The organism is Acinetobacter sp. V110_1, assembly GCF_031798975.1.
GTDB lineage: Bacteria > Pseudomonadota > Gammaproteobacteria > Pseudomonadales > Moraxellaceae > Acinetobacter > Acinetobacter nosocomialis_A.
Genome location: NZ_JAVQNN010000001.1, coordinates 1 through 24779, shown reverse-complemented (window position 1 = coordinate 24779; position 24779 = coordinate 1). Strand labels below are relative to the sequence as shown.

Genomic DNA, 24779 nt, shown 5'->3' with positions numbered 1-24779 from the left:
GCAATTAACTTGCATCGCTATGCGATAGAAGCAAATAAAAAATAAAATGCATGTAGATAATCTAAAGGATAAGAGTAAACCCTTTCCCCTTTTACTCAAGTTTCCTCTAGAATAAAGTTTTACCCTTTTCAGGATTTATAGCCACGTGGAATTTGTTGATCGGCATCAAGGCGGTGAGCGCACAATATTGGTGAGTGTGTCTGTACAATTATTAGATGATCTGGATGCCGAAGAGTTTGCTCTACTTGCACAGTCTGCTGGTGCGGATATTCTTGAGCACGTTAAAGTACAACGTAATAGGCCAAATCCTAAATTTTTTATTGGTTCAGGTAAAGTCGATGAAATAGCCGAGAAAGTTCAAGAATTAGAGGCTGGGCTGGTTATTTTTGATCATGCATTATCACCCGCTCAAGAACGAAATTTAGAAAGAATATTAAAATGTCGGGTCATTGACCGTACTGGTTTAATTTTGGATATTTTTGCCCTACGTGCCCGCACCCATGAAGGTAAATTACAAGTCGAACTTGCTCAGCTTAAACATTTATCAACTCGCCTGATTCGTGGTTGGTCTGCTGACTTTGAACAACAAAAAGGTGGTATTGGCTTACGTGGTCCTGGTGAAACACAACTCGAAACAGACCGTCGTCTCATTCGTGTGCGTATTACGCAGTTAAAAGACAAGTTAGAGAAAGTCCATCAAACTCGTATACAAGGACGAGCAGCCAGACAAAAAGCCTCAATTCCAACCGTATCTTTAGTGGGTTATACCAACGCTGGTAAATCTACTTTATTTAATATTTTAGCGAAAAGTGATGTATATGCAGCCGACCAACTGTTTGCAACACTTGATCCAACCTTACGTCGTTTAGAATGGGATGGTATTGGTACTGTTGTGCTCGCAGATACTGTCGGTTTTGTGCGAAACCTACAACATGATTTAGTTGAGTCTTTCAAGGCAACTTTAGAAGAAACGCTTGAGGCAACACTACTCTTACATGTAATTGATAGCAGTAGCCATGAAATGCTGGATCAGATTGAAGCTGTTGAAGGTGTGTTAAAAGAAATTGGCGCAGATGCCCCTGTCCTTCGTGTTTACAACAAGATCGATTTAAGTGGTGAAGAGGCCAAAATTGTTTATTCAGAGCCTCATGTTCCTGATCGCGTTTATGTATCTGCACATTCAGGTTTAGGTCTAGATTTACTACGTCAAGCTGTTCAAGAATGCTTAATGGGCCAACTTCAACAATTCTCATTAATACTTAAACCTGCTTATGGCAAATTGCGTACCCAGCTTTATGCTTTAAACGTTATCGAATCTGAACATTATGATGATGAAGGTCTATTACATATTGATATACGAATTGCACCTCATAAGCTCGAGCAATTAATTCGCCAAGCCAAATTACCTATAGATGAGATATTAGGTGAACGAGCGAGTCAGTTTAAACGACCACTGGAAGAGTTTGAAATCAAGAACTAGATCAGTTAAAACTTGATAAGTAAACTTTTAGAGATAAAAAATATGGATAAGATCAAAAGTATAGATTGGGCAGCATGGGTAGGAACTTTTCTACTTATTATCGGCTTTCGTGAAGGCTCAGTCGTCGTTATGCGTACTTTTGGTCATCCAGAATTAGGAAACTTAGTCGGTTTAATTAGTTTACTCATCATTTTGCTCGTTTGGCGCAAGTTTAAGAAAATTCCTTTAAGACTAGTCGACACCAATAATAAAATCATGAAAGAAAGTGGTTTTGCTTTTTTACCCATTTGTGCAGGATCATTAATTATGCTGGTGCATATGGGCAAAGAAATTCCTTTATTTCTCTTTGTACTAGTGGTGAGCACCCTTATCCCGCTGTGGGTCTATGCAAAAATGGCCAAACACTGGTTATAAGGAGAATAAAATGTTTATGATTTTATATGGATTTTTGATCACTCTAGTTGGCTACCTTTGTGCAAAACCTTTAAACCGCCGTTTCCCTCAAGTCCCTCTCTTAGTTTTCGGTATGTTCATTGTGATTGGTTTATTATCAATCTTGAAAGTTCCTTATGAAGAATACCGACTTTACGTAAACGATTTATTCAGCCACCTATTAGGGTATGTCACCGTTGCTTTAGCGATACCTTTGGCTGCAATGCGATATGACGATTTACCTCTTAAATCGGTTATTGGAATCTTATGTTTTGCAAGTATTAGCGCCGTTGCCTTACCAATGGGACTCGCTTATTTGTTGCATATGTCTGAGCCTACTATTCTGGCATTTGCTACACGCGCTGTAACTACACCTATTGCTTTAAACATAGCAACTTTATTACATGCCCCTGAAACATTAGTCACATTAATTGTGATTTTATCAGGAGTTATTGGTGCAGCATTTTCACCATTTTTACTTAAGCATATTCATGATGAAAGAGCATCAGGTTTAGCTCTAGGTTTAGCCGCACATGCTATTGGAACAGCTCAAGCTTGGCAACGTGGCCCTGTTGCGGGTCGTTATGCCGCTTTTGGTATGGCTTTAAATGGTGTATTTACCGCCATATGGCTACCGACTTTCATGTTATCTGTAGGAATTTCCTGATCAAAAAGTAGTTCAAATAAACATTGAACCAGTGATCAATTAGAAATAAGATGATCTTTTCAAATCTAAAAGGATTTTTGATTATGGGGAAATTTTTTGTTGGAGCGTTGCTCTTATTGGGGATAAATTCAGCTACTTTTGCGGCTGATATTACTGGTATGTGGCAAACGATTGACGATAAAACTGGTACGCCTAAGGCTCATGTAGAAATACGAAAAGAGGCAAATGGTACTTATTCAGGAAAAGTTGTAAAAATTACACCGCGTCCGGGTTATACACCAAAAGAAATTTGTGATAACTGCCCAGCGCCTTATACCAATAAGCATATTGTAGGTTTAGATATCGCGACTGGTTTAAAACAAGTGGATAGTACAACCTACACTGGTGGTAAAATTCTAGATCCAAATACTGGCAAAGTTTACGGATTAAAAGCCAAACTCAGTGCAAATGGTAACCGTCTACACATGCGTGGTTATCTTGGAGTTTCAGCTTTAGGCCGCAATCAAATCTGGATTCGCCTAGAATAAATCTTAAAAAAGAAAAAAGCCGCTTATGCGGCTTTTTTTATTACATGACAGGATTAACTACTGAAAAACTTTGCTGGTCTTCAAGACGATAAGCAATTAAGTTTTTACCCCACACACAGCCACCATCTACGTTCTGAATATGTTCACTGATTGTTCTGCCTTCTAGAGCAGCCCAATGACCAAAGAATACTTGATGTGTTTGTGCAGCTTTACTTGGAAATTCAAACCAAGGTAAATAACCTTCTGGCATAGGTGCATCTAAAGTATCTTTAAAACTAAATTCCAATCTACCTTCAGCATTAGTTAAACGCATGCGTGTTAAATAATTGGTAATACAGCGTAGACGGGCATTACCAGTTAAGTCATCTGTCCAAAGATCTGGTTTTGAACCATACATTTCAGCTAAAAAAGCATCTAATACAGATAGATCATCATGTGCTAATACAGCTTCAACTTCTTTTGCTAAAGTAGCCGTTTTTTTTGCATCCCAAATACAAGGTATACCAGCATGTGTTAGCACAGTTTGTTCATTTGGAAATAAACATAATGGCTGTTTACGTAACCAGTCGATGAGTTCATCACCATCCACAGCGTCAATAACATCCTGTGTACGATCTTTCTCTTTAATTTCTTTAAGACCACGAGCACCAGCAACCAGTGTTAAATCATGATTACCTAAGACGGTTGCAGCTGCGCCACGATCGGCTAGTTTTTTAATAAAACGAAGTGCACCTACAGAATTTTCTCCACGTGCAACTAAATCACCAGCGAACCAAATAAAATCTTGGTCAGGATCAAAACGTATTTCCTTCAGCAATGCTTTGAGTGCTTCAAAACAACCTTGAACATCTCCAATAATATAGTTATAGCGCTTGGTCATTTATGCCACCATTTGATCTGCCAAAGCGACAAACTCAGCAAGTGTCAGAGTTTCTGGACGAGCCATTGGGTCAACGCCTGCTTTCTCAAAGCCATCTTCTGCCAACATACCTTTAAGGCTGTTTCTTAGGGTTTTACGGCGCTGTGTAAACACGTGTGCAACCAAACGAGCTAAAGCTTTCTCATCTTTTGCGACAATCGGTTTTTGTTCATAAGGAACTAAACGAAATACTGCACTCGTTACTTTTGGCGGTGGATTAAATGCGCCTGCAGGAACTTCAAATAAAAATGTAGGCTGGCAATAATATTGAATCATTACCGATAAACGACCATATTCTTTTGTATTTGGTTCAGCAGTAATACGATCAACAACCTCTTTTTGCAGCATAAAGTGCATATCTTTGACTTTGCTACCAAATTCCAAGAGATGAAAAAGTAGTGGTGTTGAAATGTTATAAGGTAAATTGCCTACTACACGTAATGGTCGACCATCTTTTACGAGTTCACTAAAGTCATATTTTAATGCATCAGCTTCTACAATAGTTAAACGTTCTGGATGTGGAACACGCTCTGGCAAACCCGCTGCTAAGTCACGGTCTAACTCAACAACTGTTAAAGCATCACACTCTCCAATTAAAGGAGAAGTTAATGCAGCCAAGCCCGGACCAATTTCAACAATATTATCGCCTGTACGCGGATTGACAGAGCGTACAATTTTGGCAATGACTCGCTGATCATGTAAGAAGTTTTGACCAAAACGTTTACGAGCTTTATGCCCTTCATCTTTCGGGTTTAGGGCATTAATTTGATACATAGAACATTTCCAACATGAAAAATTTAACTCGCTGCCAACGATAAAGCTAAATCGACAGCGACATTTAAACTTGAGCTTTTTGCCAAACCTGTCCCAGCTAAAGACAGAGCAGTACCATGATCGACCGAAGTACGAATAAACGGTAAGCCCAATGTGATATTAATTGCTTCACCAAAACCTTGTGATTTTAGCACAGGTAAGCCTTGATCATGGTACATGGCAAGAACAGCATCAGCATTTTTAAGATGTTCAGGAGTAAATAAAGTGTCTGCTGGCATACTTAAACTGATTTTAATGCCTTGAGATCGATAACTCTCGAGTACCGGATTAATAGTATCAATCTCTTCACGGCCTAAGTAACCATCTTCACCCGCATGAGGATTTAAGCCACACACCAAAATCCTTGGATCGGTAATTTTAAACTTCGTTTTTAAGTCATGAAGCAAGATGTCTATCACTTGATGCAAGCGTTGTTTGGTAATTGCATCTGCTACATATCTTAAAGGTAAATGTGTAGTCGCTAAAGCAACCCGCAAAGTTTTAGTTGCCAGCATCATGACAACGCGTTCTACACCTGCGAACTCTTGGTAATATTCAGTATGACCACTAAACAGAATACCTGCATCATTAATGACCGATTTTTGCACGGGCGCAGTGGCTACCCCTACACTTTTACCAGACATTGCATAATCAGCTGAACGACGTAGTTGCTCTAATACATAAGCTGCATTAGCTGGGTTTAATTGACCATCGATGACTTCTGTTTTTAATGCTACGTGCTCTATATAAAGCTCGCCTTGCAAACATGATTCAGTTTGCCCTGTATACTCTAAAAACTTGATATCCAAGCCAAGCTTTTGAGCACGTTGTTGCAATAAATTTCGGTCAGCCAAAATAACAACCGGACGCTTATCAACGCGTTCCGCCAGACTTAAACAAATATCTGGACCAATACCGGCAGGCTCACCGGAAGTGATATATAAGGGATGACTCATATTCAACTCAATTTATATATTATGGATTCGATGATTGAGACTGAATCTAGCCTCTAACCAACCAAAAGTATGAGCAATTTCAGATACAATTATGGCTATTAAACTCAATAATGTCACAATCATTAACCATTTACCCCACAGCCAATTGATTCGCAATGAATTTTCTTGCTTAATAAAGCAAAATCCTATTCCCCCCAATAGATATAATAGATAAGGTAATGGAGTAGCATGCATATAAAGACTAATCAAAGCCACACCAACCAAACCACTAAAACCATAATAAAGACAAAATCCATTGAAAAGAATAAGATGCAAGCAAAGTAATATTGCCATCCATCCTATAAAAAATTGTATAATTTTGGACACATCCTTTCTCCCCCTTTTTTTCAGGTCAGTTTCAACATAGCACATCAGAAAAACGTGGTTTTTAATTTTAAATTAAATCACCCCATTAAAAATATAGACCGCTTATTGAACAAGAAAACTTACATCAAATTATTCTTGTGATTTTAGGTGATCTCGTTTAGAATTTCGGCTCCTTTTGTTTGGACAGATTCCATAGTCCAAACCAACTATAATAGGTAGTGGTTTAATGAAAACTCTCAGCGCTAAGCCAGCTGAAGTTCAACATGACTGGTATGTTGTTGATGCTTCTGGCAAAACTTTAGGTCGCCTTGCGACTGAAATCGCTCGTCGTTTACGCGGTAAGCATAAAACTTCTTATACTCCTCACGTTGACACTGGCGATTACATCGTTGTGATTAATGCTGAACAAATTCAAGTGACTGGTAATAAATCACTTGATAAGAAATATTATCGCCATACTGGTTTCCCTGGTGGTATCCGTGAGACTAACTTCGAGAAGTTAATTGCTCACAAACCTGAAGCTGTTCTTGAAAAAGCGGTTAAAGGCATGTTACCAAAAGGTCCTCTTGGTTATGCAATGATCAAAAAAATGAAAGTGTACGCTGGTACTGAGCATCCTCATGCTGCTCAACAGCCACAAGTTTTGGACATCTAAGGGATACAGCACATGGCTACTAATTATGGTACAGGTCGCCGTAAGACCGCAACTGCACGTGTTTTCTTGTCAGCTGGTACAGGTAAACTCGTTATTAACAACCGTACTTTAGAGCAATATTTCGGTCGTGAAACTGCTCGTATGGTTGTTCGTCAACCTTTAGAACTTTTAGAAGTTACTGAAAAGTTTGACCTTTACATCACTGTTAAAGGTGGTGGTATCGGTGGTCAAGCTGGCGCTATCCGTCACGGTATTACTCGTGCGCTTATCGCTGCTGACGAAACTTTAAAACCTGTTCTACGTCAAGCTGGTTTCGTTACTCGTGATGCTCGTGAAGTTGAACGTAAGAAACTTGGTTTACGTAAAGCTCGTAAACGTCCTCAATTCTCTAAACGTTAATTCGTTTACCGAATCGGACAAAAAGCCTTGGTTATTCCAAGGCTTTTTTATTGCTTATTCATTTTAAGCATGAGTGAAACAGATAAATATATGAAACTCTATCTTTGCCACCGTGATTTCCACTCGTATTTTTAGTATTCTAACCGATTCACACAACCATACCTTGTGATATGTCGGTCGAAAACACTTCAATTCAGGGAATTACCCTTTACAGCCATGCTGATGATTTCCGTTCTCACTGGATCCGTTTTTTATTGGCAGAAAAGCAAATTAAATATCAATTGATCGTAACAGATCACGAAGATGAGGATTTAGCCAGTCTAAACCCTTATAACCAATTGCCAATGCTACTTGAGCAAAACCTGAAATTATTTTCAGCACCGATTATTGCTGAATATCTTGATGACCGATATCGTCAAGGCAAGCTTTACGCTGATGCTCCTATGGCACGTGCTGAACAACGGCAATACATTTGGCGTCTTGAAAATGATTGGTTTAAATTGGCCGATCATATGCTCAAACATGCAGATACTTTAAATGTAGAACAAAAACAAAAAGCGCAAAAAGAATTACGTGATACCTTAGTTTCTCTTACCCCCCTATTTCAGCATTTCCCTTATTTTATGTCTGAAAATTTTTCAATTTTGGATTGTATGCTCGCCCCAATTTTTGTAAGGCTTAATAGCATGGGAATTGATTTACCAAAGCAGCAGTGTCGGCCTATATTTTTGTACTGTAAACGTATCTTTAGCCGTCCTTCTTTTGTTAAATCAATGACGCCCCAAGAGAAAACCCGTTACAATGAACAATTAAATATGGAATAGTGTGATATGTCTGAGCAAACTATTGAGTTAACCCCTACACGTCCTTATCTTGCTCGTGCAATCTATGAATGGATTTGCGACAACCAACTCACACCTTATTTACTTGTTGATGCAACACAGCCACACACGGATGTGCCACAACAATTTGTCAAAGATGGCCAAATTGTTTTAAACATTGTGCCGCATGCTGTACATCAACTACTTATTAGCAATGATGCAATCACTTTCTCAGCACGTTTTGGTGGCGTTTCAAAAGATATTTACGTCCCAATCCAAGCTGTTTTGGGTATATATGCACGCGAGAATGGACAAGGTTTATTCTTTGACCCAGAAGAATATGCCAATGTAGCGCCTGTAGAAGATACACTAGAACCTGAAACACAAGACACAACTGAACCAACCAAGAAAAAGCCAACATTAAGAATTTTAGATTAATTTTAGAGGAATAAAGTATGGCATTTGATTTAGTCCAATACTTTGCTGAGCAAATAAAAATTCAAAAGCCTCAGCTTTTAAATCAATACCCAGCCCATGAAAAAAATAAGCTGATTGATGAAGTGAATGTGCTCACACTTGGAAAGTTAATCAGCTTATGGCGTCAAGATGACAATAAAATTTATAATGAAATCAAAACTGCCGATCCATTATATATTCAAGAAGTAGCACGCCATTTAACGACTTCTAAGCACAATGAGTCGATTTTAAAGAATGCTGAACTTGAACAGAGTATTTCAGAAATTTTGGCCTTACAGCTAATTGAGCTTAATCAACTTGATGAAACTGGTGGCTTCGGACAAAATGGCTTAAAAGAATTAATTTTAGGACAAGTGGAACATCTATCAGGTCAGGCTGATGATTGGGTTTGGTCAACAAACCATCTAACAGAGTTAATTGGTTCTAAACCTGTTGAACAAGAAGAGCTATCATTGGACGCAACAATGAAGGAGTTCAATCAAATGGTTCATCAAGCTCAACCTCATCATGAAGATTTACATGCTGAAGAACAATCTATCGAAACTTTTATTCCTGCATGGTCGAAAGTTATCGCACCTCTTGTAGCTTTAGCAATTTTGGGCTACCTCTATTGTTTTTATACGCATCTTGTTTAATTTAATTATAAATATTTAAAAAGAGGAACTCATAGCTCCTCTTTTTTCTATTTAAATAAACATAATTTATTAACAAATATTGTTTTAACATTCTATTACAATTATTAAATTTAAAATGAAAAATATATAATGCAAACATGAGCACACTATTAAAAGTATAATGCATAAATAATCTTATTATATTTTTTATAATATGACATTTTTGGTCACTTATTTCCTTAAACATCAATTTCAATCTTTTCTTTCTTGATTGACTTCAAATTGAGCAGAAATATAATGATTTTTAACTACTTTTAAATAAAAAGTAGTAAATATAATTTTATAATCCTGAGAGATAAAAAATGGCTAAACTTTCTTTAGATAGCTTAACGGAAATTGATGGTTTTATTGCATCTGCACTTGTTGATTCTGAAAGTGGATTATCACTTGCTACACAAGGCGGTGGGGAAATTGATTTAGAACTAGCAGCAGCTGGAAACACGGAAGTCATCCGAGCAAAACGAAATATCGCTAATGCTTTGAAATTAAATGATAATATTGAGGATATTTTAATTACACTAGGTAAGGCTTACCACTTAATTCGTCCTTTAGAAAGTAATAACAATTTATTCCTTTATTTAGTGCTTGATCGTACCAAATCGAATTTAGCCATGGCTCGTCATGAGTTGAAATCATTTGAAAAAGAGCTCGACTTTAGCTAATTGATTTACTGTGTGCTCTTTATTTAATTATGAAGAGCACATAAACAATCATTATATTAATTAATAAAAATTTAAAATGATACTATGGATAGTTATTGCATAAATATTGCAGTTTCCGGTTTAAGCTTAAAAGTTTCAGATGAATTAAAAATCTTAATCCGTGATTTAATATCTAATCAATATGGTATTAACTGGGTTAATATTTCTAATAATCATATTGATTTATTAATCATTAATGAAAACTTTTTTGATGCAGATAATATTCAAAACATTCTTCAAAAGAAAAAATTTCCATATTTAAAAATTACCAAAACACCTTCAGAAAATGGAAATTCTATTGATGAGCATACCTTACACTTCCCTTTAGAAAAAACAGAATCGCTACGCTCTTGGCTACAAAAAAACGTATTATCTTCTTTAAAGTATGCGGCTATTGGTTCTGGCCCAGCTTTATCAAATGAAATATCTATCATAGATGAACAATTTATAAGAAATTTGCATAGCCCAGAAAATACCAAATTACATTTATTTGATGATAAAGGCACCTTAGCCATTATTGATAATAGAACTCAAACTGCTTGGGTAGAACCTTCCCGTCAAAAAGCACATACCAATATGAGCTTTAACTTTGCTTTTGCTAAAACATCGGACTTTACTAAGGTTTCTCGTAAAAAAGGCTATTGCTTACAAGATTGGTTATGGAATTTAATTTGGTGTTCAACAGACTTTGAAAATTTAGCTTCAGCTGATGGTTACTTCAAAATCGATCATTGGCCACAACCTTATCAAAAAGAATATAGAAAAATTAGCTTGCAGCTCTCTGCCTGTTTTATACAGGGAGCAAAAGTCACTGAGGTTGCTAAACAACTCAACCAACCAATCGATGTTGTTTTACGTTTTATCACAGCTTGCTTAATGGCAAATAACGGTAAATACGTTCCTGCAAATAAGTGTTCGTATGCCCCACAATCGCATTTAGAAAGCTCAAATACTGAAAGTCATTTTTTTAAGAATTTTATAGGAAAGATTAGACGCCGCTTTGGTCTTTAGGGAACGTTATGATTATACAGCAATATAAAATTGTCTTTGCGGGCAGTATGGGGGCTGGAAAGACAGAAGCAATTAAGTCGCTATCTGAAATTCCAATTTTAGGAACAGAGGCATTTAATACAGATGTACAAAGTCACCAAAAATCACAAACAACCGTTGGGATCGATTACGGCGAAATTACCTTAGATGATGGTGTTAAAATTGGCTTATATGGAACACCTGGACAAAGCCGTTTTGATTTTATTTGGTCGGTCATTTGTGAAGGTGCAATCGGCATTATTCTTCTGTTAGATCATAACAGCCTTAGTCCAATTTCTGAGTTAGAAAACTACTTAGAAACCTTTAAAAATTATAATAATAATATTGCGATTGGTATTACACATATTGATGAAAATAAAGAATCTTCACTTCAACAGTATCGTAATTGGTTAACAGAAAATGAACTTCAATATCCATTATTTTTTATTGATGCAAGAGAACAAGAGCACATTTTAATGATGGTTGAATCGTTAATTGCATCACTTGAAGTTAAGGTAGGCGCAACATCTCAAGGGAAAGATCATGCTTAGTATTCCAGTTCAAAAACGAACCGCTCCAACACAATTGCTACAACTTGCAAAAAGTGAGGCCCAAAAAATTCTGATGAATACACGTGGTGTAGACTTTGTGATGATTTGTTCTTCAGATGGGTTTGAATTGGCAACAGTAAGCCACAAGAACTACCATAACACCACTAAATTAGCAGCGGTGAGTAGCTCAATTTTGGCAATGGTCACTGCATTTTTAAAAGAAATTCAATTGACCGGCTGTAATAACATCACATTAGATGCAGATAATGGTAAGGCCATTTTAACGGCTATTCCAGCGATCCATCACCCGATGGTGATGGTTACCCTAAGTAATAGAGATGTACTTTTAGGGCAACTGCTTTATAGTCTAAAAAAAGCAAGCCAAGTGATTGCAGAGGCAGATGGAGAATAACCCTCACTGCTATAAAAAATACCGCCCTATTTAGAGCGGTATTTTTCACTTAAGTTTGAATAGTAAAAAGCATTTGTCGTTTTTTTACTTGTTGACCTTGCTGACCTAAAATTTCATCAACTACACCATCCACATCAGATTTAATCTGTTGCTGAATTTTCATGGCTTCAAGAATCAATAATGTTTGACCCTTCACTACTTGATCGCCTTCATTGACCAGAATATTCACCACAGCCCCATCCATCGGTGCTCGAATTTTGCCGTCTCCCGCTACATCAGTAGCTTCTGGTGCAGCGTAAGTCATATTGCGTATCAAAACATTGCCATTATCCCGATCTAGATAAAGCTGATCATCATCTAATACATATTGAACACGGCGACGTACACTATCAATTAAGTAAACTAGTTGCTCTGGCGTTTTCTCAAGCACATCAATAACAACTGTTTGATCACAGAACTGTACCGTGAATATGTTATTTACAGATGAAACCTGCAATTGAATTTGCTGATCGGCAGTTTGAAATTTTAACGGTAATGGCACACCAAGCCCAGTTTGCCACACTGCAGTACCTTTACTTTGGCTAAATAATGTCGCAGCAATTGCTAAGGTTTCTAAAGATAAAACCTGATGGTGTAAGCTGGGATCATTTTGGAAATGCTGTTGGATGAATGCAGTATTGGTATCCCCTGTAACAACAACTGGATGGCGCAGTAAATTGACCAAAAATTGTTTATTACTGTTTACACCTAGCAAAACACACTCATCTACGGCACGAGCAAGTAAGCGAATCGCATCCTCACGGGTTTTCCCATATGCGATTACCTTCGCCACCATTGGGTCATAGAAAGGGCTAACTTCATCAGTCGCCAACATGCCATGATCTATTCGCACATTTGGCAAAGTTGCAGACTTCCAGCGTAAAACTTTTCCTGTTTGTGGTAAGAAATCCTGACGTGGGTCTTCAGCATACAAACGTACTTCAATTGCATGACCATTTAAGGTCAATTCATGCTGTTGCAAAGGCAATTGTTCACCGTTCGCAACACGTAACTGCCATTCAACCAAGTCTAATCCAGTAATAAGTTCAGTAACTGGATGCTCAACCTGCAAGCGTGTATTCATTTCTAAGAAATAAAATGTACCTGATACATCAAGTAAGAACTCAACAGTTCCCGCACCTACGTAAGCACATGCTTTAGCCGCTGCTACAGCAGCTTCTCCCATTTGCTGACGTAGTTCATGCGTCATGACCGGACATGGTGCTTCTTCAACAACCTTTTGGTGACGGCGTTGAATCGAACAATCGCGCTCAAACAAATAAACATAATTGCCATGGGTATCGCCAAAAACCTGAATTTCGACATGGCGCGGCGCAATGACTGCTTTTTCTAAAATAAGCTCACCTGAACCAAATGCATTTTCAGCTTCTGAACGCGCAGTTTGCAATGCCTCAACCAATTCGGATGCTTGCTGTACCAAACGCATGCCACGACCACCACCACCCACGGAAGCTTTGACCATAATTGGCAAGCCAATTTGCTCGGCTTGTATCGCTAAATATTCAAGGTCTTGACGATCACCTTCATAACCAGGTACACAAGGTACGCCTGCTTCAATCATGGCAATTTTTGAAAGTCGCTTACTTCCCATTAACTCAATTGCAGAAGCAGTAGGCCCAATAAAGGTAATCTGGTTATCGATGCATGCCTGAGCAAAATCAGTATTTTCTGACAAAAAACCATAACCAGGGTGAACCGCATCCGCCCCAGTTTTTTTGCAAGCTTCAATAATTTTAGCGATGGAGAGATAAGACTCTGATACTTTTGAAGCACCAATATAGACAGCTTCATCTGCTTCTTGCACATGGCGAGCATTACGGTCTGCATCGGAATAAACTGCGACGGTTTGGTAACCCATTGCCTTGGCTGTTTGCATCACCCGAACTGCAATTTCACCACGATTGGCAACCAGTATTTTTGAAAATTTCATTATTTTTATCCTTATCTCTTATGATTCATCAGCCCAATTTGGTAACCTTTTCTGGATAAAAGCCATCGTTCCTTCTTGTCCCTCAGCCCCACCAACTGCTTGAGCAAACTGCTGAGCTGCGTCATTGAGCAATTCATTTAAAGGCTCATTGAGTGTTCGATGTAACAGTGCTTTAGTCACACGCGAAGCTTGAGGAGCTGCTCGTTTAATGTGTTGAATGGTTTCCTCTAAAGCTTGTTCAAGTTCAATTTCATTATGTGCAATTTGATGAACCACTCCGACACTTAGTGCTGTATGTCCCTCAAAGCGCATGCCTAATAAAGCTAATCGACGAGCCTGAGTCAGGCCAATACGTTTCACTACAAAAGGAGCAATTTGTGCAGGAATCACACCAAGCCCTGTTTCAGGTAAACCAAACTGGGCATTGTCACGGCTAATGGCAACATCGGAAACACATGCCAGCCCAAAACCTCCACCTAACACCGCACCTTCTAAAATGACCACAACAGTCTGTGGTGCGGCTTCGACTTGCTCAAGCATGGCACCAAAACGGCGGTTAAAATCAGCATAAGGTTGTAAGCTACCAACATGAGTTGCTTCAACGCGTAAAGCAGCCATGTCTTTAATATCCCCACCTGCACAAAAAGTCCCACCTTCACCACGGATAATTACTGCGCGAATTGAAAGGTCATCGCGAATAGCATTAAAGACTTGTTGAATGGCATTGACCATCTTCAAGTTCATAGCATTACGGCTCTCTGGTCGATTTAACCAGAGATATAAAATACTGCCGTCTTGTTCTAATTGAATGCTGTCATCAAGATCTAAAGCTTGCAGAGAAGCTGAAAGTGTCATGGTGTATTCCTTATTCTTATTTCTGCTTTTTAGGCAGAATGTCCATTAACTTACAGATAATCCCCAACATAATTTCATCTGCCCCACCGCCAATAGAGCCTAAACGACCATCACGATATAGCTGAGATGCAGGGTTATCCCACATAAAGCCATTGCCGCCCCAATATTGCAAGCAGCTATCGGCAACTTCACGGCTTAAACGGCCTGCTTTGAGCTTTGCCATAGATGCCAGCTTAGTCACATCTTCACCTGCAATATGCTGTTCACACGCTTGGTAGGTTAAGGCTTTAAGTGCTTCTACTTCAGTCATGAGTTCGGCAAAACGAAAATGGATATATTGGTTATTGATGAGTGGTTGACCAAACGTCGTACGCTCTTTGGTATAGGCGATAGTCTTTTGAATTAAATTTTCCAAACCACCAATCGCATTGGCACAAGCCCATAGGCGCTCTTCTTGAAATTGCATCATTTGCATCATGAAGCCCATACCTTCAACACCCACCAAGTTACGCTGTGGTACACGTACGTTGTCCAAATAAACTTGTGCTGTAGTCGTTGAACGCATCCCTAATTTATTTAATGGTTCTGAAAAACTAATCCCTTTAGTTTTTGCCGGCACAATAATCATCGACTTATTAACGTGAGGTTTATCATCAGACGTGTTGGCTAAAAGACAGAAGAAGTCGGCCTGCAATGAGTTGGTAATCCACATTTTGCTGCCGTTAATGACATAGTCATCGCCATCTTTTTTTGCAGTTGTTTTAATAGCAGCAACATCCGAACCAGCATGTACTTCTGATACTGCAATGGATGCAACATATTCCCCTGCAATCGCTGGTGTTAAAAACTCATCGCGTAACTCTTTACTTCCAAAACGTGCCAAAGCAGGTGTTGCCATATCAGTTTGTACACCAATGGCTAAAGGCACACCGCCGCAAGCTGCGCGTCCAATTTCTTCAGCAACAACCAAGTTATAAGAGTAATCTAAAGCCAGACCACCATTTTCCTCAGGCTTACAAATCCCCAATAGGCCAAGATCCCCCATCTTTTTAAATACATCGTGGATCGGGAAACGTCCAGCTTCTTCCCATTCTGGAATATTCGGATTCAGTTCATTTTCAACAAATTGACGCGCTGTGCGACGTAATGCTTCATGTTCGGCAGTAAATTTCATGGTGTTGTTCCTATTAATTTTTTTAATTACGGTAAAGATTGATTAAAAACGAGACACACCAAAACGGGTCGGATTTAGTTCGCGTTGCTGTGCTTCATAAATAGTTTCTAAAAGGAAAATAAGTAATTTTCGGGTATCTCGCGGGTCAATAATGCCGTCATCATGTAGCATGGCCGTATTGAAAAGCGCGGTAGATTGCTGCTCTAATTTCATCGCAGTACTTTGCTCAAGAAAATCGAGCATTTGCGGATTCGGTTCCTGCCCGGAAGCTTTTTGTTTCCCTTCAGCAACAATACGCAGTACCTTTCCGGCCTGTGCAGCCCCCATTACAGCAACATGCGAGTTCGGCCACGCAAAAATAAAGTCTGGCGATAAACTCCGACCACACATTGCGTAGTTACCCGCACCATATGACCCTGCCACAACGATTGAAATTTTAGGTACAGTACAATTGGCAACCGCTTGAATCAGCTTTGAGCCATGTTTAATAATGCCATTTTGCTCGGCATCGGTTCCCACCATAAAACCAGTGGTGTTATGCAAGAATAATAATGGACGCTTGGTCTGCTCACACAGGTGAATAAACTGGGCTGCCTTCGCCGCCCCTTGGGGTGTAATCGGACCATTATTGGTAATAATACCGATGTGTAATCCGCCAATCTTCGCCCAGCCACACACCGTTAAATCATCATATTCCTGTTTAAATTCTAGAAAATCTGAATCGTCAATAATGCGGGCAACCACTTCTTTCATATCAAATGGTTGTTTAGGATCACTTGGAATCACACCCAATAATTCCTCACTATCGTAACGAGGTTCTTTATAAGTCGTTTCAGCTGGTTTGATTTGCTCTTTCCAGTTCAGATGTTCAAAAATTTCACGTGCAAGTCGAATACCGTCAGCATCATTTTCTGCTAAGTATTCTGCGGTTCCAGCAACCTGTGCGTGCATTTCTGCTCCGCCCAATTCCTCTGCTGTGGCAACTTCACCAGTTGCTGCCAAAAGTAAAGGTGGACCTGCAAGAAGCATTTCGGTTTGCTTACGTACAGCAATCACATAATCTGAAAGACCAGGCTGATAAGCACCACCTGCCGTTGCATTCCCATGCACCACTGCAAGTTGGGGAATACCCGCCGCAGAAAGACGAGCCTGATTAGCGAAAGTCATACCGCCATAGGTAAATACTTCTGCGGCATAATTTAAGTTAGCACCGCCACTTTCGGTCAGCGTAATCATTGGAAGTTTTTGTTCTAAAGCAATTTTTTGCAAGCGTAAGGTTTTCTGCACACCCATAGGTGACATAGTACCGCCCTTGATTGCACTATTACTTGCTGAGACCAAACAACGTACACCACTGACAAAACCTATGCCGGCAATTACGCCACCACCAGCTTCGGAGCCATCCTTGTCATCATGCATGTTGTAGCCAACCAAGCCACACAGTTCAACAAAAGATGAATCAGCATCGAGCAATAACCGCACACGCTCATGCGGTAAAATCTTGCCCTTTTTATCGAACTTAGGTTTAGCCGCATACGATTTATCAATGCTTTTTTGCTGAATTGCACGGACTTCACTCAGTTGAGTAAGCAATGCCTCTTTATTCTTTTGATACTGTTCACTACCAATAGCAATTTCGGATTGGAGAATGGTCATTTTTTATTCCTCACTCCGAGCCTGAATTATTGCTTTGCTCGACTTTTTCAGTCTTATCTTTTTTAAAAATTTCAGGAATAAATGCACGATGGAAACCATTATAAGACTGACTATTTGTCGCCTCAGCTAGTGGATACATGCGTGTTCCTTGCGATGCAGCGCCATCAATACGTAACGTCACACCAGAAACAAAAGCCGCAGCATCGGACAGTAAATAACAAATCGCCGACGATATTTCTGACTCAGTTCCCATACGTTTTAGCGGTACATTGCCAGCAAGACTTGGAATAATTACTTTGGCAAAATCACCACTATAATTATCCATACCAGATGACACAATCCATCCCGGTGCAACCGCATTTACACGAACGCCTGATTTGCCCCACTCAACCGATGCTGTTTTAGTTAAGTTATCAACCCCCGAACGCGCAGCTCCAGAATGCCCCATTCCTGGCATGCCGCCCCACATATCAGCAGTCATGTTGACAATACTGCCACCATGTTTAGCCATCCATTGGTTATAAGCTTCACGCATTAAATAGAAAGTTGCATGCAAATTATTGCGCACGACTGCATCAAAACCATTCGCCGAGATATTCTCTAAAGCTGAGGGAAACTGGCCACCCGCATTATTTATCAGACCATCGAGTTTGCCGAATTTTTCAATCACCTCGGCAATCATATTTTTCACTTGTTCTTCTTCACGGTTATCACAAACAATGAAATGAACCCGACCACCATCTTCTATAATTTCTTGGCTAACTTTCTCTAATTTCTCAATTTTGCGTCCTGTAATCACCACTTGAGCGCCAAGAGCTGCAAGCTCATGTGCAGTACAGCGTCCTATTCCAGAGCCACCACCTGTCACAATGACTACTTTATTAGCGAAAGCATCTGGTCTAAAAATTGATTGATAACTCATCTTTATTTCATCCATTCATTTTATTTTTCTAAAAGATGTGCCGGAACTTTTACAGGCATATCCAATAATTGTTGTGCAAAGGCTTTACCTTGTGGATCGATTCGTAGGCTTGCAACACCCCCACCACCCAAGGCATTTTCCAACATAAAATTCAGTGCATTTAAACCCGGTAACTCATAACGAATTACACGTCCCTTTTCAGCATCCAAGACATGCTGCATATAACTTGCAACCGTCTGTTCAGTCAGTGCTGCACGAATCCATGGTAAATATTCTGCTTTACGCGCAATCACACCGATATTGCTATGATTGCCTTTATCACCACTGCGGGCATGCGCAATTTCAATCAAAGGAACTTCAATTTCATTCCCTTGATAAACCGCACTTTCACCCGCTGCTAAAGTATTGAATTGCTCTGTAGAAGTGCCCCGAGGAATCTCAACCGGATAGCGGTTCCCATCAAAATCGATTTCGACATTGACCTGATTTTTATCAATTAAAAATGAAAATAACTTAATCACTGGAGATGCTTTTGGTCGACCTCCGACAATTCCTGCCAAGGCTGGAGCCATACCTGTTGAAGCCTGTGCAATTTCAGATGCAAAGAACATACATGCTTCTTTAAACATGTGTTTTACAGCTATTTTGACCACCACTTCACGACTATTTAAAGCCTGAGCATGTGCTCCATAAGTACTTTCAATACCTAAAATCTCAACAGACTTTTCACTAAAAGGTGGGACGGAGCGCATTGCTAAAACACGTTCGCATTTAGACAAAATCGCATCGGCAATGACTTGTGCTTTTTGTGGTGCCTCACGACCTGCAATTAAGAAACTGACTAAAACCCGATAACCATCTGGATAAGTCGCACTAACTTTATATTGTGTAGTCGGTGCTTGTCCTTTTGCACCCGTCACACGAACTCGGTGCTCCCCGACTTGCTCTAAATGCACGTGGCTGAAATCAGCAATTACATCGGGTAGTAAATATGCTTGAGGATTACCAATTTCATAAACAATTTGTTCAGCAACCGTGGCAGTAGAAACCAGACCACCTGTACCTTGAGGCTTAGTTACAATAAATGAGCCATCTTCACTCACTTCAACCACTGGAAAACCCATGTTGTCAAAACCTTGTACCAATTGCCAATCGGTAAAATTACCGCCTGTACATTGCGCACCACATTCAATGACATGACCTGCCAAGGAACCTTGTGCCAACTTGTCATAGTCATCTAAAGACCATTGATATTCATGAAGTAAAGGGGCAAGCACCACAGCAGAGTCAACCACACGGCCAGTAATCACAATATCGGCGCCTAAGTCTAAGGCATCGCGAATAGCCACTGCACCCAAATAAGCATTACTGCTTGCCACCTGTTCTGGCAAAGCTTCACCGCTAAACATTTCCTGAATATTTTGCTGCTTAAGTTGTTCATGCTGCGCTAAAAGATCATCGCCTAAAACCACAGCCACGTTCAGATCTAGACCATATTCTTTAATTATTTTTTTCAAGGCATCTCGACACGCCAGTGGATTAACACCACCAGCATTACTAATCACCTTAATCTTTTTCTCTGCAATTTTTTTAAGTAGAGGTGCCATCACTCGACTAACAAAGTCCAAGGCATAACCATGCTTTGGTTCCACCATCTTCGCTTTTGCCATAATCGACATGGTGATCTCTGACAAATAATCAAAAACCAAATAATTAATATCGGTTAGATGTACTAATTGGAAAGCGGCAGTATTGGTGTCTCCCCAAAATCCTGAAGCACAACCTATTTTCACGACACGCTCATCATCCTGTTGATTACTTGCCATCTTATTTCTCATTATTTTGTTTAAAATTACACTCAACATTACCAAGCAAGCGCTTGGTTTGTAAAGAGCAAAATGTTATTGTGAAATTGACCAAAACTGCCAAACTCGACAGCTCAGCTAAAACATGATGAGATTTGGCAAACTTTTCTGTTAAGTATTTTTTATATAAAGGATCCGGCTTTCGCATGATTGCTACTTCAATTGAACAGATTCCAAACATCTCTTGCTTTGATGACAGCCCACGTGGTCGCTTATTACGAGGGGCTGCCTACCTATTTCATAAACAAGGCTATGACAAAACGACTGTACGCGAACTTGCTCAATTTATTGGAATCCAGTCGGGAAGCTTATTCCACCACTTTAAAAGTAAAGATGACATCCTCGCTCACGTGATGGAGGAAACCATTATTTACAATCTTGCTCGTTTACAAGATGCGGCAGCTCAATCTACCGATCCAGAACAACAACTCCGTGCTCTTATTAAATCCGAACTCATTTCAATTACTGGAGATACAGGTGCAGCCATGGCTGTTTTGGTTTATGAGTGGTTTGCCCTATCAAAAGAAAAACAAGATTATCTTTTAAAAATGCGTAATGAATATGAGCAAATCTGGTTAGATGTGATTGAAAAATTACGCACTGAAGGCAAGGTAAAGCATGATGCCTTTATTTGGCGAAGATTAGTTGGTGGCGCAATTTCATGGACCGTAACTTGGTATAAAGCTGAGGGTAAAGTCAAAATTGATGAGTTAACTGAAATGGTCTGGGAGATGGCTTTGAAATGAGTTCTGTAATATCTTAGAATTTGAGGAAAAATATGGAAAGAACATGAATGTTGGGCAATTTTAAATGAAGAATGGATAGAATTTTTGCCCCTTAAAACGTAAATCATATATTATCTATTTAAAAGAATTACCAATAGATTAGTTATATTAAATATTAGGTTCATATTAGATGCTCGATATTGAAACATTAACTGCGATCGTCGGTGCTATTACTGGAATAGCTGGATCAATAATGGGCTATATTAGTTTACAACGTCTTTCGAAAATTAAATCTTTGGATCTAAGACTTGAATTAAAAAAAGCTGAAACTCAATTAATTTTAACTGTGAATGACTTACCAGAGTTATTAACAAAAGCAAAAAGATCACGTGAAGCAATATCATCAGCAACTGGACAACTGCGTTCGGGGGGATTAAAAAAGTGGATTCAAGAATGGGAGACAGACTATATCTCAGCAAAACAAATGATATTAATTCTTCCGAATAGAGATTCCGACTATATCTCCAACTCTCAACGAGATCTAGAAACAAAGTTAATACTTATTCATCAACAATCTGTTAAAGCAAATGCGTTAAAAGAAAAATATGAAATTGAATTAAAACGGGATGAAAAACAACGAGATAGAATTTATGCTGAACGTAATAGTAGAAATCAAAAGAATTAGAATAAACACATCAAAACTTGAAAAGTGTGTTTATTCTATCCCCTGCCGTTCGTGAAGAAAATAAATTAATAACCTAACTGCTTACTAATCAAATCTTTCATAATTTCTTCAGCACCACCGCCAATCATATTGACCTTCACTTCACGGTAAATACGTTCCGACTTGGTACCTCGCATAAAGCCCATACCACCTAATGTTTGTACAGCTGCATCAGCACAAAATTGCATAGTTCGAGTCGCAACATTTTTAAGCATTGAAATTTGCGCCACCAACTCAGGTCCTTGTAACTTCGGCTGAGTCATTTTCCATGCTGTTTCTTCAAGTAATGCCCGCGTTGAGGTCAGTTGGGTTGCCATATCTACCAATTTATGGCGTACTACTTGATGATCTATTAATCGCTTACCAAAAGTTTTACGTTGCTGTGCCCACTCTAAAGCTTCTTCATAACAGACTAATGCATACCCATAAGCGACTACTCCCAAGAAAAACCGCTCCATATTAAAGTTATTCATAATAACTTTAAAACCGGCATTTTCTTTGCCAAGTAGATTTGATGCAGGTACTCGTACTTGATCAAAATGCAAATGTGCCGTATCTGATGCCCACCATCCCATTTTCTTCAAAGGCGTTTTAGTAATACCTTCACTATGTGCATCAATGAGTAACATTGAAATACCTTCTGCCCCCATTTTAGTTGGGTCTGTACGCACTGCAACTGTATAGTAATCTGCACGAATCCCCGATGTGATAAATGTCTTCTCCCCCGAGACAATGTAATAATCACCATCACGAATAGCTTTAGTCTGTAATGCAGCGACATCCGAGCCGCCACCAGGTTCTGTAATAGCTAAAGCAGAAATTTTTTCACCGGAAATAATCTCTGGGAGGACTCTAGCTTTTAACTCCTCACTTCCAAAATGCTGAATGGGAGGGGCGCCAATTGTGTGTACCATGAGTGAGGTATGTACTCCTCCAGAACCCGCCTTTGCCATTTCAATACCGGCCAGCAATGAATAAAATGGATCTGCATCAGGAATACCACCATATTCTTCTGAAAAACCTAGACCTAATAGGCCAATTTCAGCTGCCTTTCTATAAAGCTCTCTAGGAAATGTCTCACCCTCATCCCACTCATTAACAAAAGGTGCCATTTCTTTTTGTACAAATCGACGAACATTGTCAGCAAAAGCAATGTGTTGTTCATTATAGTAAATTGGGTTGAGTTGCATGTTTAGAAATGTCCTGATGTTTTTATTTAATTCCTGAACATATCTTGTCATGTTTACAGTCAATCAAAAGTTGCAAGAATCTCCATTTTCTTGGCATAAAACATCAAACAGAATTATTTTTATTTATGCACAACGCCTATACTCTTAAGCAGCAACGGAAACCACGAACAGCATAATAAGACTGTGCTCCATTATGATAAATGAATACCCGACCATAACGTCGGTCAGCAAAAATAGCTCCATCTAACTGTCGAATCTCATCTGGGGTTTTGAGCCAACTTGATGTTTTAAGATCAAATTCCCCTAACTTTTGTAATTCATGGTATTGCTCTTCTGTGAGAAGCTCAGCTCCCATTTCTTTAGCCACATCGATTGCACTATTTTTTGGAGGATGATCTTTTCTAGCCTCCAAAGCCTCTCGGTCATAACAAAGGCTTCTACGGCCTTTTGGACTCTCAGGAGAGCAATCGACAAATAAATATTCATCCTTCTGTTGATCATAAGAGACAACGTCAGGCTCTCCTCCAGTGTTTTCCATTTCTTGCAATGACCACAATTTTTCAGGCGATTCTAATAATTTAGCTCGCACATTTGTCCAATCGATTTCTTTATGACGATGTGTGTTCTTTTCAAATCTCTTCTTTAATAGTTCAAGTAGTGAATTTAATTGTGTTTGAGTTAATTGTTTTTTAGTTATCATTGAATAAATCCTTATAATTATTAAACTGAACGTCCATCAAAATAATTTATTTTTATTTTATCTAAGTCAATGTCATCTATACATCGAACATTAATCGCAAAGATAGAATTACCTTGGGGATCTATACCTTGAGCATAGGGATGAATACCGCAATTTTTACAGAAATGATGATTAATCACATGCTTGTTAAAAGTGTAATTCGCTAAAATATCAGGAGAATCTAAAGTAACTGTAACTTGATTAGTGGGTAGGAACCAAAGTAAAGACCCTTTCTTTTGGCAGATCGAGCAATTACAAGATAAGGCTTCTGTTAGCTCACCTTCTGCGATAAACTTTACCTGTCCACAATGACAACTTCCTTTATATTCCATATCTTTTTCCCACTTTTTAAATTTTTATAATATTCTTTTGGTAGATCAATTTTCAATCTTCTTATAGATTTTGAGATTTTCACCTTTACACAATCTACTTAATTAAAACTCTAGTAGATTATCTAAACTAAGAGACTACAGAATCAATTCGGCTTAAGATTTGCCGCTAACCTTTTCCCATACCAATAAAAGCCTGTTGGCCAAAAGAAGAATCCATATTAAAACCCCAATGGTTAAGCTGTAAAAGTGTGCCATTTTCTTGAGGAATTAATTGCCATCTTAGGGTTGTATCAAGTACACCGATTGCAAAGTCATATTCAAATAAAATTCCTTTATCAACTGCCTTAACTAGGCAATGTTGTACTCCGAAATTTCCCATATCTAAAGTAAATTGATGACCGATTTTAGGCTGAATGTCCCCTTTAGCCCACCATTGCTGGACAAGTTCAGGCGTGGTCAATGCTTCCCAGACTTTTTGAGGAGATTGATTGATAAACTGTGAAACCTCAATAGACTCTAACATTTTTTATTTTAGACTCGTCTATAATTCATTTGGTTTTTATTATGCTGCAAAATAATTAGCAATATAAAGGATTATGTAAAATCATATCTCCCCTATTTTTTTCCCCACACATAAAGCAACACCCCAATCTCTTTTGAGATTGGGGTGTTTGAATAATGAGCTGGCGATGACTTACTCTCACATGGGTAACCCCACACTACCATCA

Annotated in this window: 29 protein-coding genes; 15 read left to right on the top strand and 14 right to left on the bottom strand. The window is 38.9% G+C overall.

Features of this window, described 5'->3' with window-relative positions; all coding sequences use genetic code 11:
• Window positions 1-145: 145 nt before the first annotated feature.
• The 4 genes from hflX to RMA95_RS00130 all read left to right on the top strand — a co-directional run bounded on the left by hflX (window position 146) and on the right by RMA95_RS00130 (window position 3106).
• Entirely contained in the window at window positions 146-1480 is a 1335-nt protein-coding gene (gene hflX, locus RMA95_RS00145; RefSeq protein ID WP_311069268.1) for a ribosome rescue GTPase HflX, read from the top strand.
• A gap of 42 nt (window positions 1481-1522) precedes the next feature.
• Complete coding sequence (locus RMA95_RS00140) at window positions 1523-1894, top strand: hypothetical protein (RefSeq protein WP_019456617.1); 372 nt, start codon at window positions 1523-1525, stop codon at window positions 1892-1894.
• A gap of 10 nt (window positions 1895-1904) precedes the next feature.
• A complete protein-coding gene (locus tag RMA95_RS00135; protein ID WP_004704123.1) occupies window positions 1905-2579 on the top strand; it encodes an LrgB family protein in 675 nt (224 codons plus the stop codon).
• A gap of 83 nt (window positions 2580-2662) precedes the next feature.
• Entirely contained in the window at window positions 2663-3106 is a 444-nt protein-coding gene (locus RMA95_RS00130) for a DUF2147 domain-containing protein (RefSeq protein WP_004704121.1), read from the top strand.
• Window positions 3107-3146: 40 nt separating this feature from the next.
• Here the strand turns inward: RMA95_RS00130 and RMA95_RS00125 are convergent, their stop codons facing one another.
• Genes RMA95_RS00125 through RMA95_RS00110 form a run of 4 tightly spaced genes read right to left on the bottom strand, consistent with a single transcriptional unit; the run spans window position 3147 to window position 6160 of the window.
• Window positions 3147-3986, bottom strand: a complete 840-nt coding sequence (locus tag RMA95_RS00125) for a symmetrical bis(5'-nucleosyl)-tetraphosphatase (protein WP_311069267.1) — start codon at window positions 3984-3986, stop codon at window positions 3147-3149.
• A complete protein-coding gene (gene rsmA / locus RMA95_RS00120) occupies window positions 3987-4799 on the bottom strand; it encodes a 16S rRNA (adenine(1518)-N(6)/adenine(1519)-N(6))-dimethyltransferase RsmA (RefSeq protein ID WP_004704118.1) in 813 nt (270 codons plus the stop codon).
• A 23-nt stretch (window positions 4800-4822) separates the two neighbouring features.
• Window positions 4823-5794, bottom strand: a complete 972-nt coding sequence (gene pdxA / locus RMA95_RS00115) for a 4-hydroxythreonine-4-phosphate dehydrogenase PdxA (RefSeq protein ID WP_311069266.1) — start codon at window positions 5792-5794, stop codon at window positions 4823-4825.
• 12 nt (window positions 5795-5806) lie between these two features.
• The gene (locus tag RMA95_RS00110) at window positions 5807-6160 is read right to left on the bottom strand and encodes a hypothetical protein (protein ID WP_263614617.1); all 354 of its coding nucleotides are present in this window, start codon (window positions 6158-6160) and stop codon (window positions 5807-5809) included.
• Between the two features lie 226 nt (window positions 6161-6386).
• On the opposite strand from RMA95_RS00110, the gene rplM reads away from it, so the two are divergent.
• The 9 genes from rplM to RMA95_RS00065 all read left to right on the top strand — a co-directional run bounded on the left by rplM (window position 6387) and on the right by RMA95_RS00065 (window position 11879).
• Window positions 6387-6815 (top strand): 50S ribosomal protein L13, encoded by a 429-nt coding sequence (gene rplM / locus RMA95_RS00105; RefSeq protein WP_002048731.1) that lies wholly within the window; start codon window positions 6387-6389, stop codon window positions 6813-6815.
• 12 nt (window positions 6816-6827) lie between these two features.
• Complete coding sequence (gene rpsI, locus RMA95_RS00100) at window positions 6828-7214, top strand: 30S ribosomal protein S9 (RefSeq protein ID WP_002048725.1); 387 nt, start codon at window positions 6828-6830, stop codon at window positions 7212-7214.
• Between the two features lie 170 nt (window positions 7215-7384).
• On the top strand, window positions 7385-8038 hold the full coding sequence (locus RMA95_RS00095) for a glutathione S-transferase N-terminal domain-containing protein (protein ID WP_311069265.1): 654 nt from the start codon (window positions 7385-7387) through the stop codon (window positions 8036-8038).
• 6 nt (window positions 8039-8044) lie between these two features.
• Window positions 8045-8473, top strand: coding sequence for a ClpXP protease specificity-enhancing factor (locus RMA95_RS00090; protein ID WP_311069264.1), 429 nt, complete (start codon window positions 8045-8047; stop codon window positions 8471-8473).
• A 17-nt stretch (window positions 8474-8490) separates the two neighbouring features.
• The gene (locus RMA95_RS00085) at window positions 8491-9147 is read left to right on the top strand and encodes a hypothetical protein (protein WP_311069263.1); all 657 of its coding nucleotides are present in this window, start codon (window positions 8491-8493) and stop codon (window positions 9145-9147) included.
• 341 nt (window positions 9148-9488) lie between these two features.
• Window positions 9489-9848 (top strand): hypothetical protein, encoded by a 360-nt coding sequence (locus RMA95_RS00080; protein WP_045437845.1) that lies wholly within the window; start codon window positions 9489-9491, stop codon window positions 9846-9848.
• Between the two features lie 84 nt (window positions 9849-9932).
• Window positions 9933-10898, top strand: a complete 966-nt coding sequence (locus RMA95_RS00075) for a hypothetical protein (RefSeq protein ID WP_311069262.1) — start codon at window positions 9933-9935, stop codon at window positions 10896-10898.
• An 8-nt stretch (window positions 10899-10906) separates the two neighbouring features.
• Window positions 10907-11467, top strand: coding sequence for an ATP/GTP-binding protein (locus RMA95_RS00070; RefSeq protein ID WP_134263608.1), 561 nt, complete (start codon window positions 10907-10909; stop codon window positions 11465-11467).
• A complete protein-coding gene (locus tag RMA95_RS00065) occupies window positions 11460-11879 on the top strand; it encodes a roadblock/LC7 domain-containing protein (RefSeq protein ID WP_019456609.1) in 420 nt (139 codons plus the stop codon). Before RMA95_RS00070 ends, RMA95_RS00065 begins: the two co-directional genes overlap by 8 nt.
• 49 nt (window positions 11880-11928) lie before the next feature.
• Here the strand turns inward: RMA95_RS00065 and RMA95_RS00060 are convergent, their stop codons facing one another.
• From RMA95_RS00060 to RMA95_RS00035, 6 genes are read right to left on the bottom strand one after another with little or no spacing between them, the layout of a single operon-like run.
• On the bottom strand, window positions 11929-13869 hold the full coding sequence (locus tag RMA95_RS00060) for an acetyl/propionyl/methylcrotonyl-CoA carboxylase subunit alpha (RefSeq protein ID WP_311069261.1): 1941 nt from the start codon (window positions 13867-13869) through the stop codon (window positions 11929-11931).
• Window positions 13870-13887: 18 nt separating this feature from the next.
• Window positions 13888-14724, bottom strand: a complete 837-nt coding sequence (locus RMA95_RS00055) for an enoyl-CoA hydratase-related protein (RefSeq protein ID WP_311069260.1) — start codon at window positions 14722-14724, stop codon at window positions 13888-13890.
• Window positions 14725-14740: 16 nt separating this feature from the next.
• The gene (locus RMA95_RS00050) at window positions 14741-15898 is read right to left on the bottom strand and encodes an acyl-CoA dehydrogenase family protein (protein WP_000673016.1); all 1158 of its coding nucleotides are present in this window, start codon (window positions 15896-15898) and stop codon (window positions 14741-14743) included.
• Between the two features lie 42 nt (window positions 15899-15940).
• Window positions 15941-17554, bottom strand: a complete 1614-nt coding sequence (locus tag RMA95_RS00045; protein ID WP_311069259.1) for a carboxyl transferase domain-containing protein — start codon at window positions 17552-17554, stop codon at window positions 15941-15943.
• Window positions 17555-17564: 10 nt separating this feature from the next.
• A complete protein-coding gene (locus RMA95_RS00040; RefSeq protein WP_311069258.1) occupies window positions 17565-18476 on the bottom strand; it encodes an SDR family oxidoreductase in 912 nt (303 codons plus the stop codon).
• Between the two features lie 20 nt (window positions 18477-18496).
• On the bottom strand, window positions 18497-20302 hold the full coding sequence (locus tag RMA95_RS00035) for an acyclic terpene utilization AtuA family protein (RefSeq protein WP_311069257.1): 1806 nt from the start codon (window positions 20300-20302) through the stop codon (window positions 18497-18499).
• A 185-nt stretch (window positions 20303-20487) separates the two neighbouring features.
• On the opposite strand from RMA95_RS00035, the gene RMA95_RS00030 reads away from it, so the two are divergent.
• Together RMA95_RS00030 and RMA95_RS00025 are read left to right on the top strand one after the other, a co-directional pair.
• Entirely contained in the window at window positions 20488-21087 is a 600-nt protein-coding gene (locus RMA95_RS00030) for a TetR/AcrR family transcriptional regulator (RefSeq protein ID WP_022575198.1), read from the top strand.
• Between the two features lie 169 nt (window positions 21088-21256).
• Window positions 21257-21751, top strand: a complete 495-nt coding sequence (locus RMA95_RS00025) for a hypothetical protein (RefSeq protein WP_311069255.1) — start codon at window positions 21257-21259, stop codon at window positions 21749-21751.
• Window positions 21752-21816: 65 nt separating this feature from the next.
• On the opposite strand, the gene RMA95_RS00020 is transcribed toward RMA95_RS00025, so the two are convergent.
• The 4 genes from RMA95_RS00020 to RMA95_RS00005 all read right to left on the bottom strand — a co-directional run bounded on the left by RMA95_RS00020 (window position 21817) and on the right by RMA95_RS00005 (window position 24574).
• The gene (locus tag RMA95_RS00020) at window positions 21817-22980 is read right to left on the bottom strand and encodes an acyl-CoA dehydrogenase family protein (protein ID WP_311069254.1); all 1164 of its coding nucleotides are present in this window, start codon (window positions 22978-22980) and stop codon (window positions 21817-21819) included.
• 136 nt (window positions 22981-23116) lie between these two features.
• The gene (locus RMA95_RS00015) at window positions 23117-23680 is read right to left on the bottom strand and encodes a DUF4256 domain-containing protein (protein WP_311069253.1); all 564 of its coding nucleotides are present in this window, start codon (window positions 23678-23680) and stop codon (window positions 23117-23119) included.
• 20 nt (window positions 23681-23700) lie between these two features.
• The gene (locus RMA95_RS00010) at window positions 23701-24051 is read right to left on the bottom strand and encodes a GFA family protein (RefSeq protein WP_311069252.1); all 351 of its coding nucleotides are present in this window, start codon (window positions 24049-24051) and stop codon (window positions 23701-23703) included.
• Between the two features lie 166 nt (window positions 24052-24217).
• Entirely contained in the window at window positions 24218-24574 is a 357-nt protein-coding gene (locus tag RMA95_RS00005) for an SRPBCC domain-containing protein (RefSeq protein WP_311069250.1), read from the bottom strand.
• Between the last annotated feature and the right edge of the window lie 205 nt (window positions 24575-24779).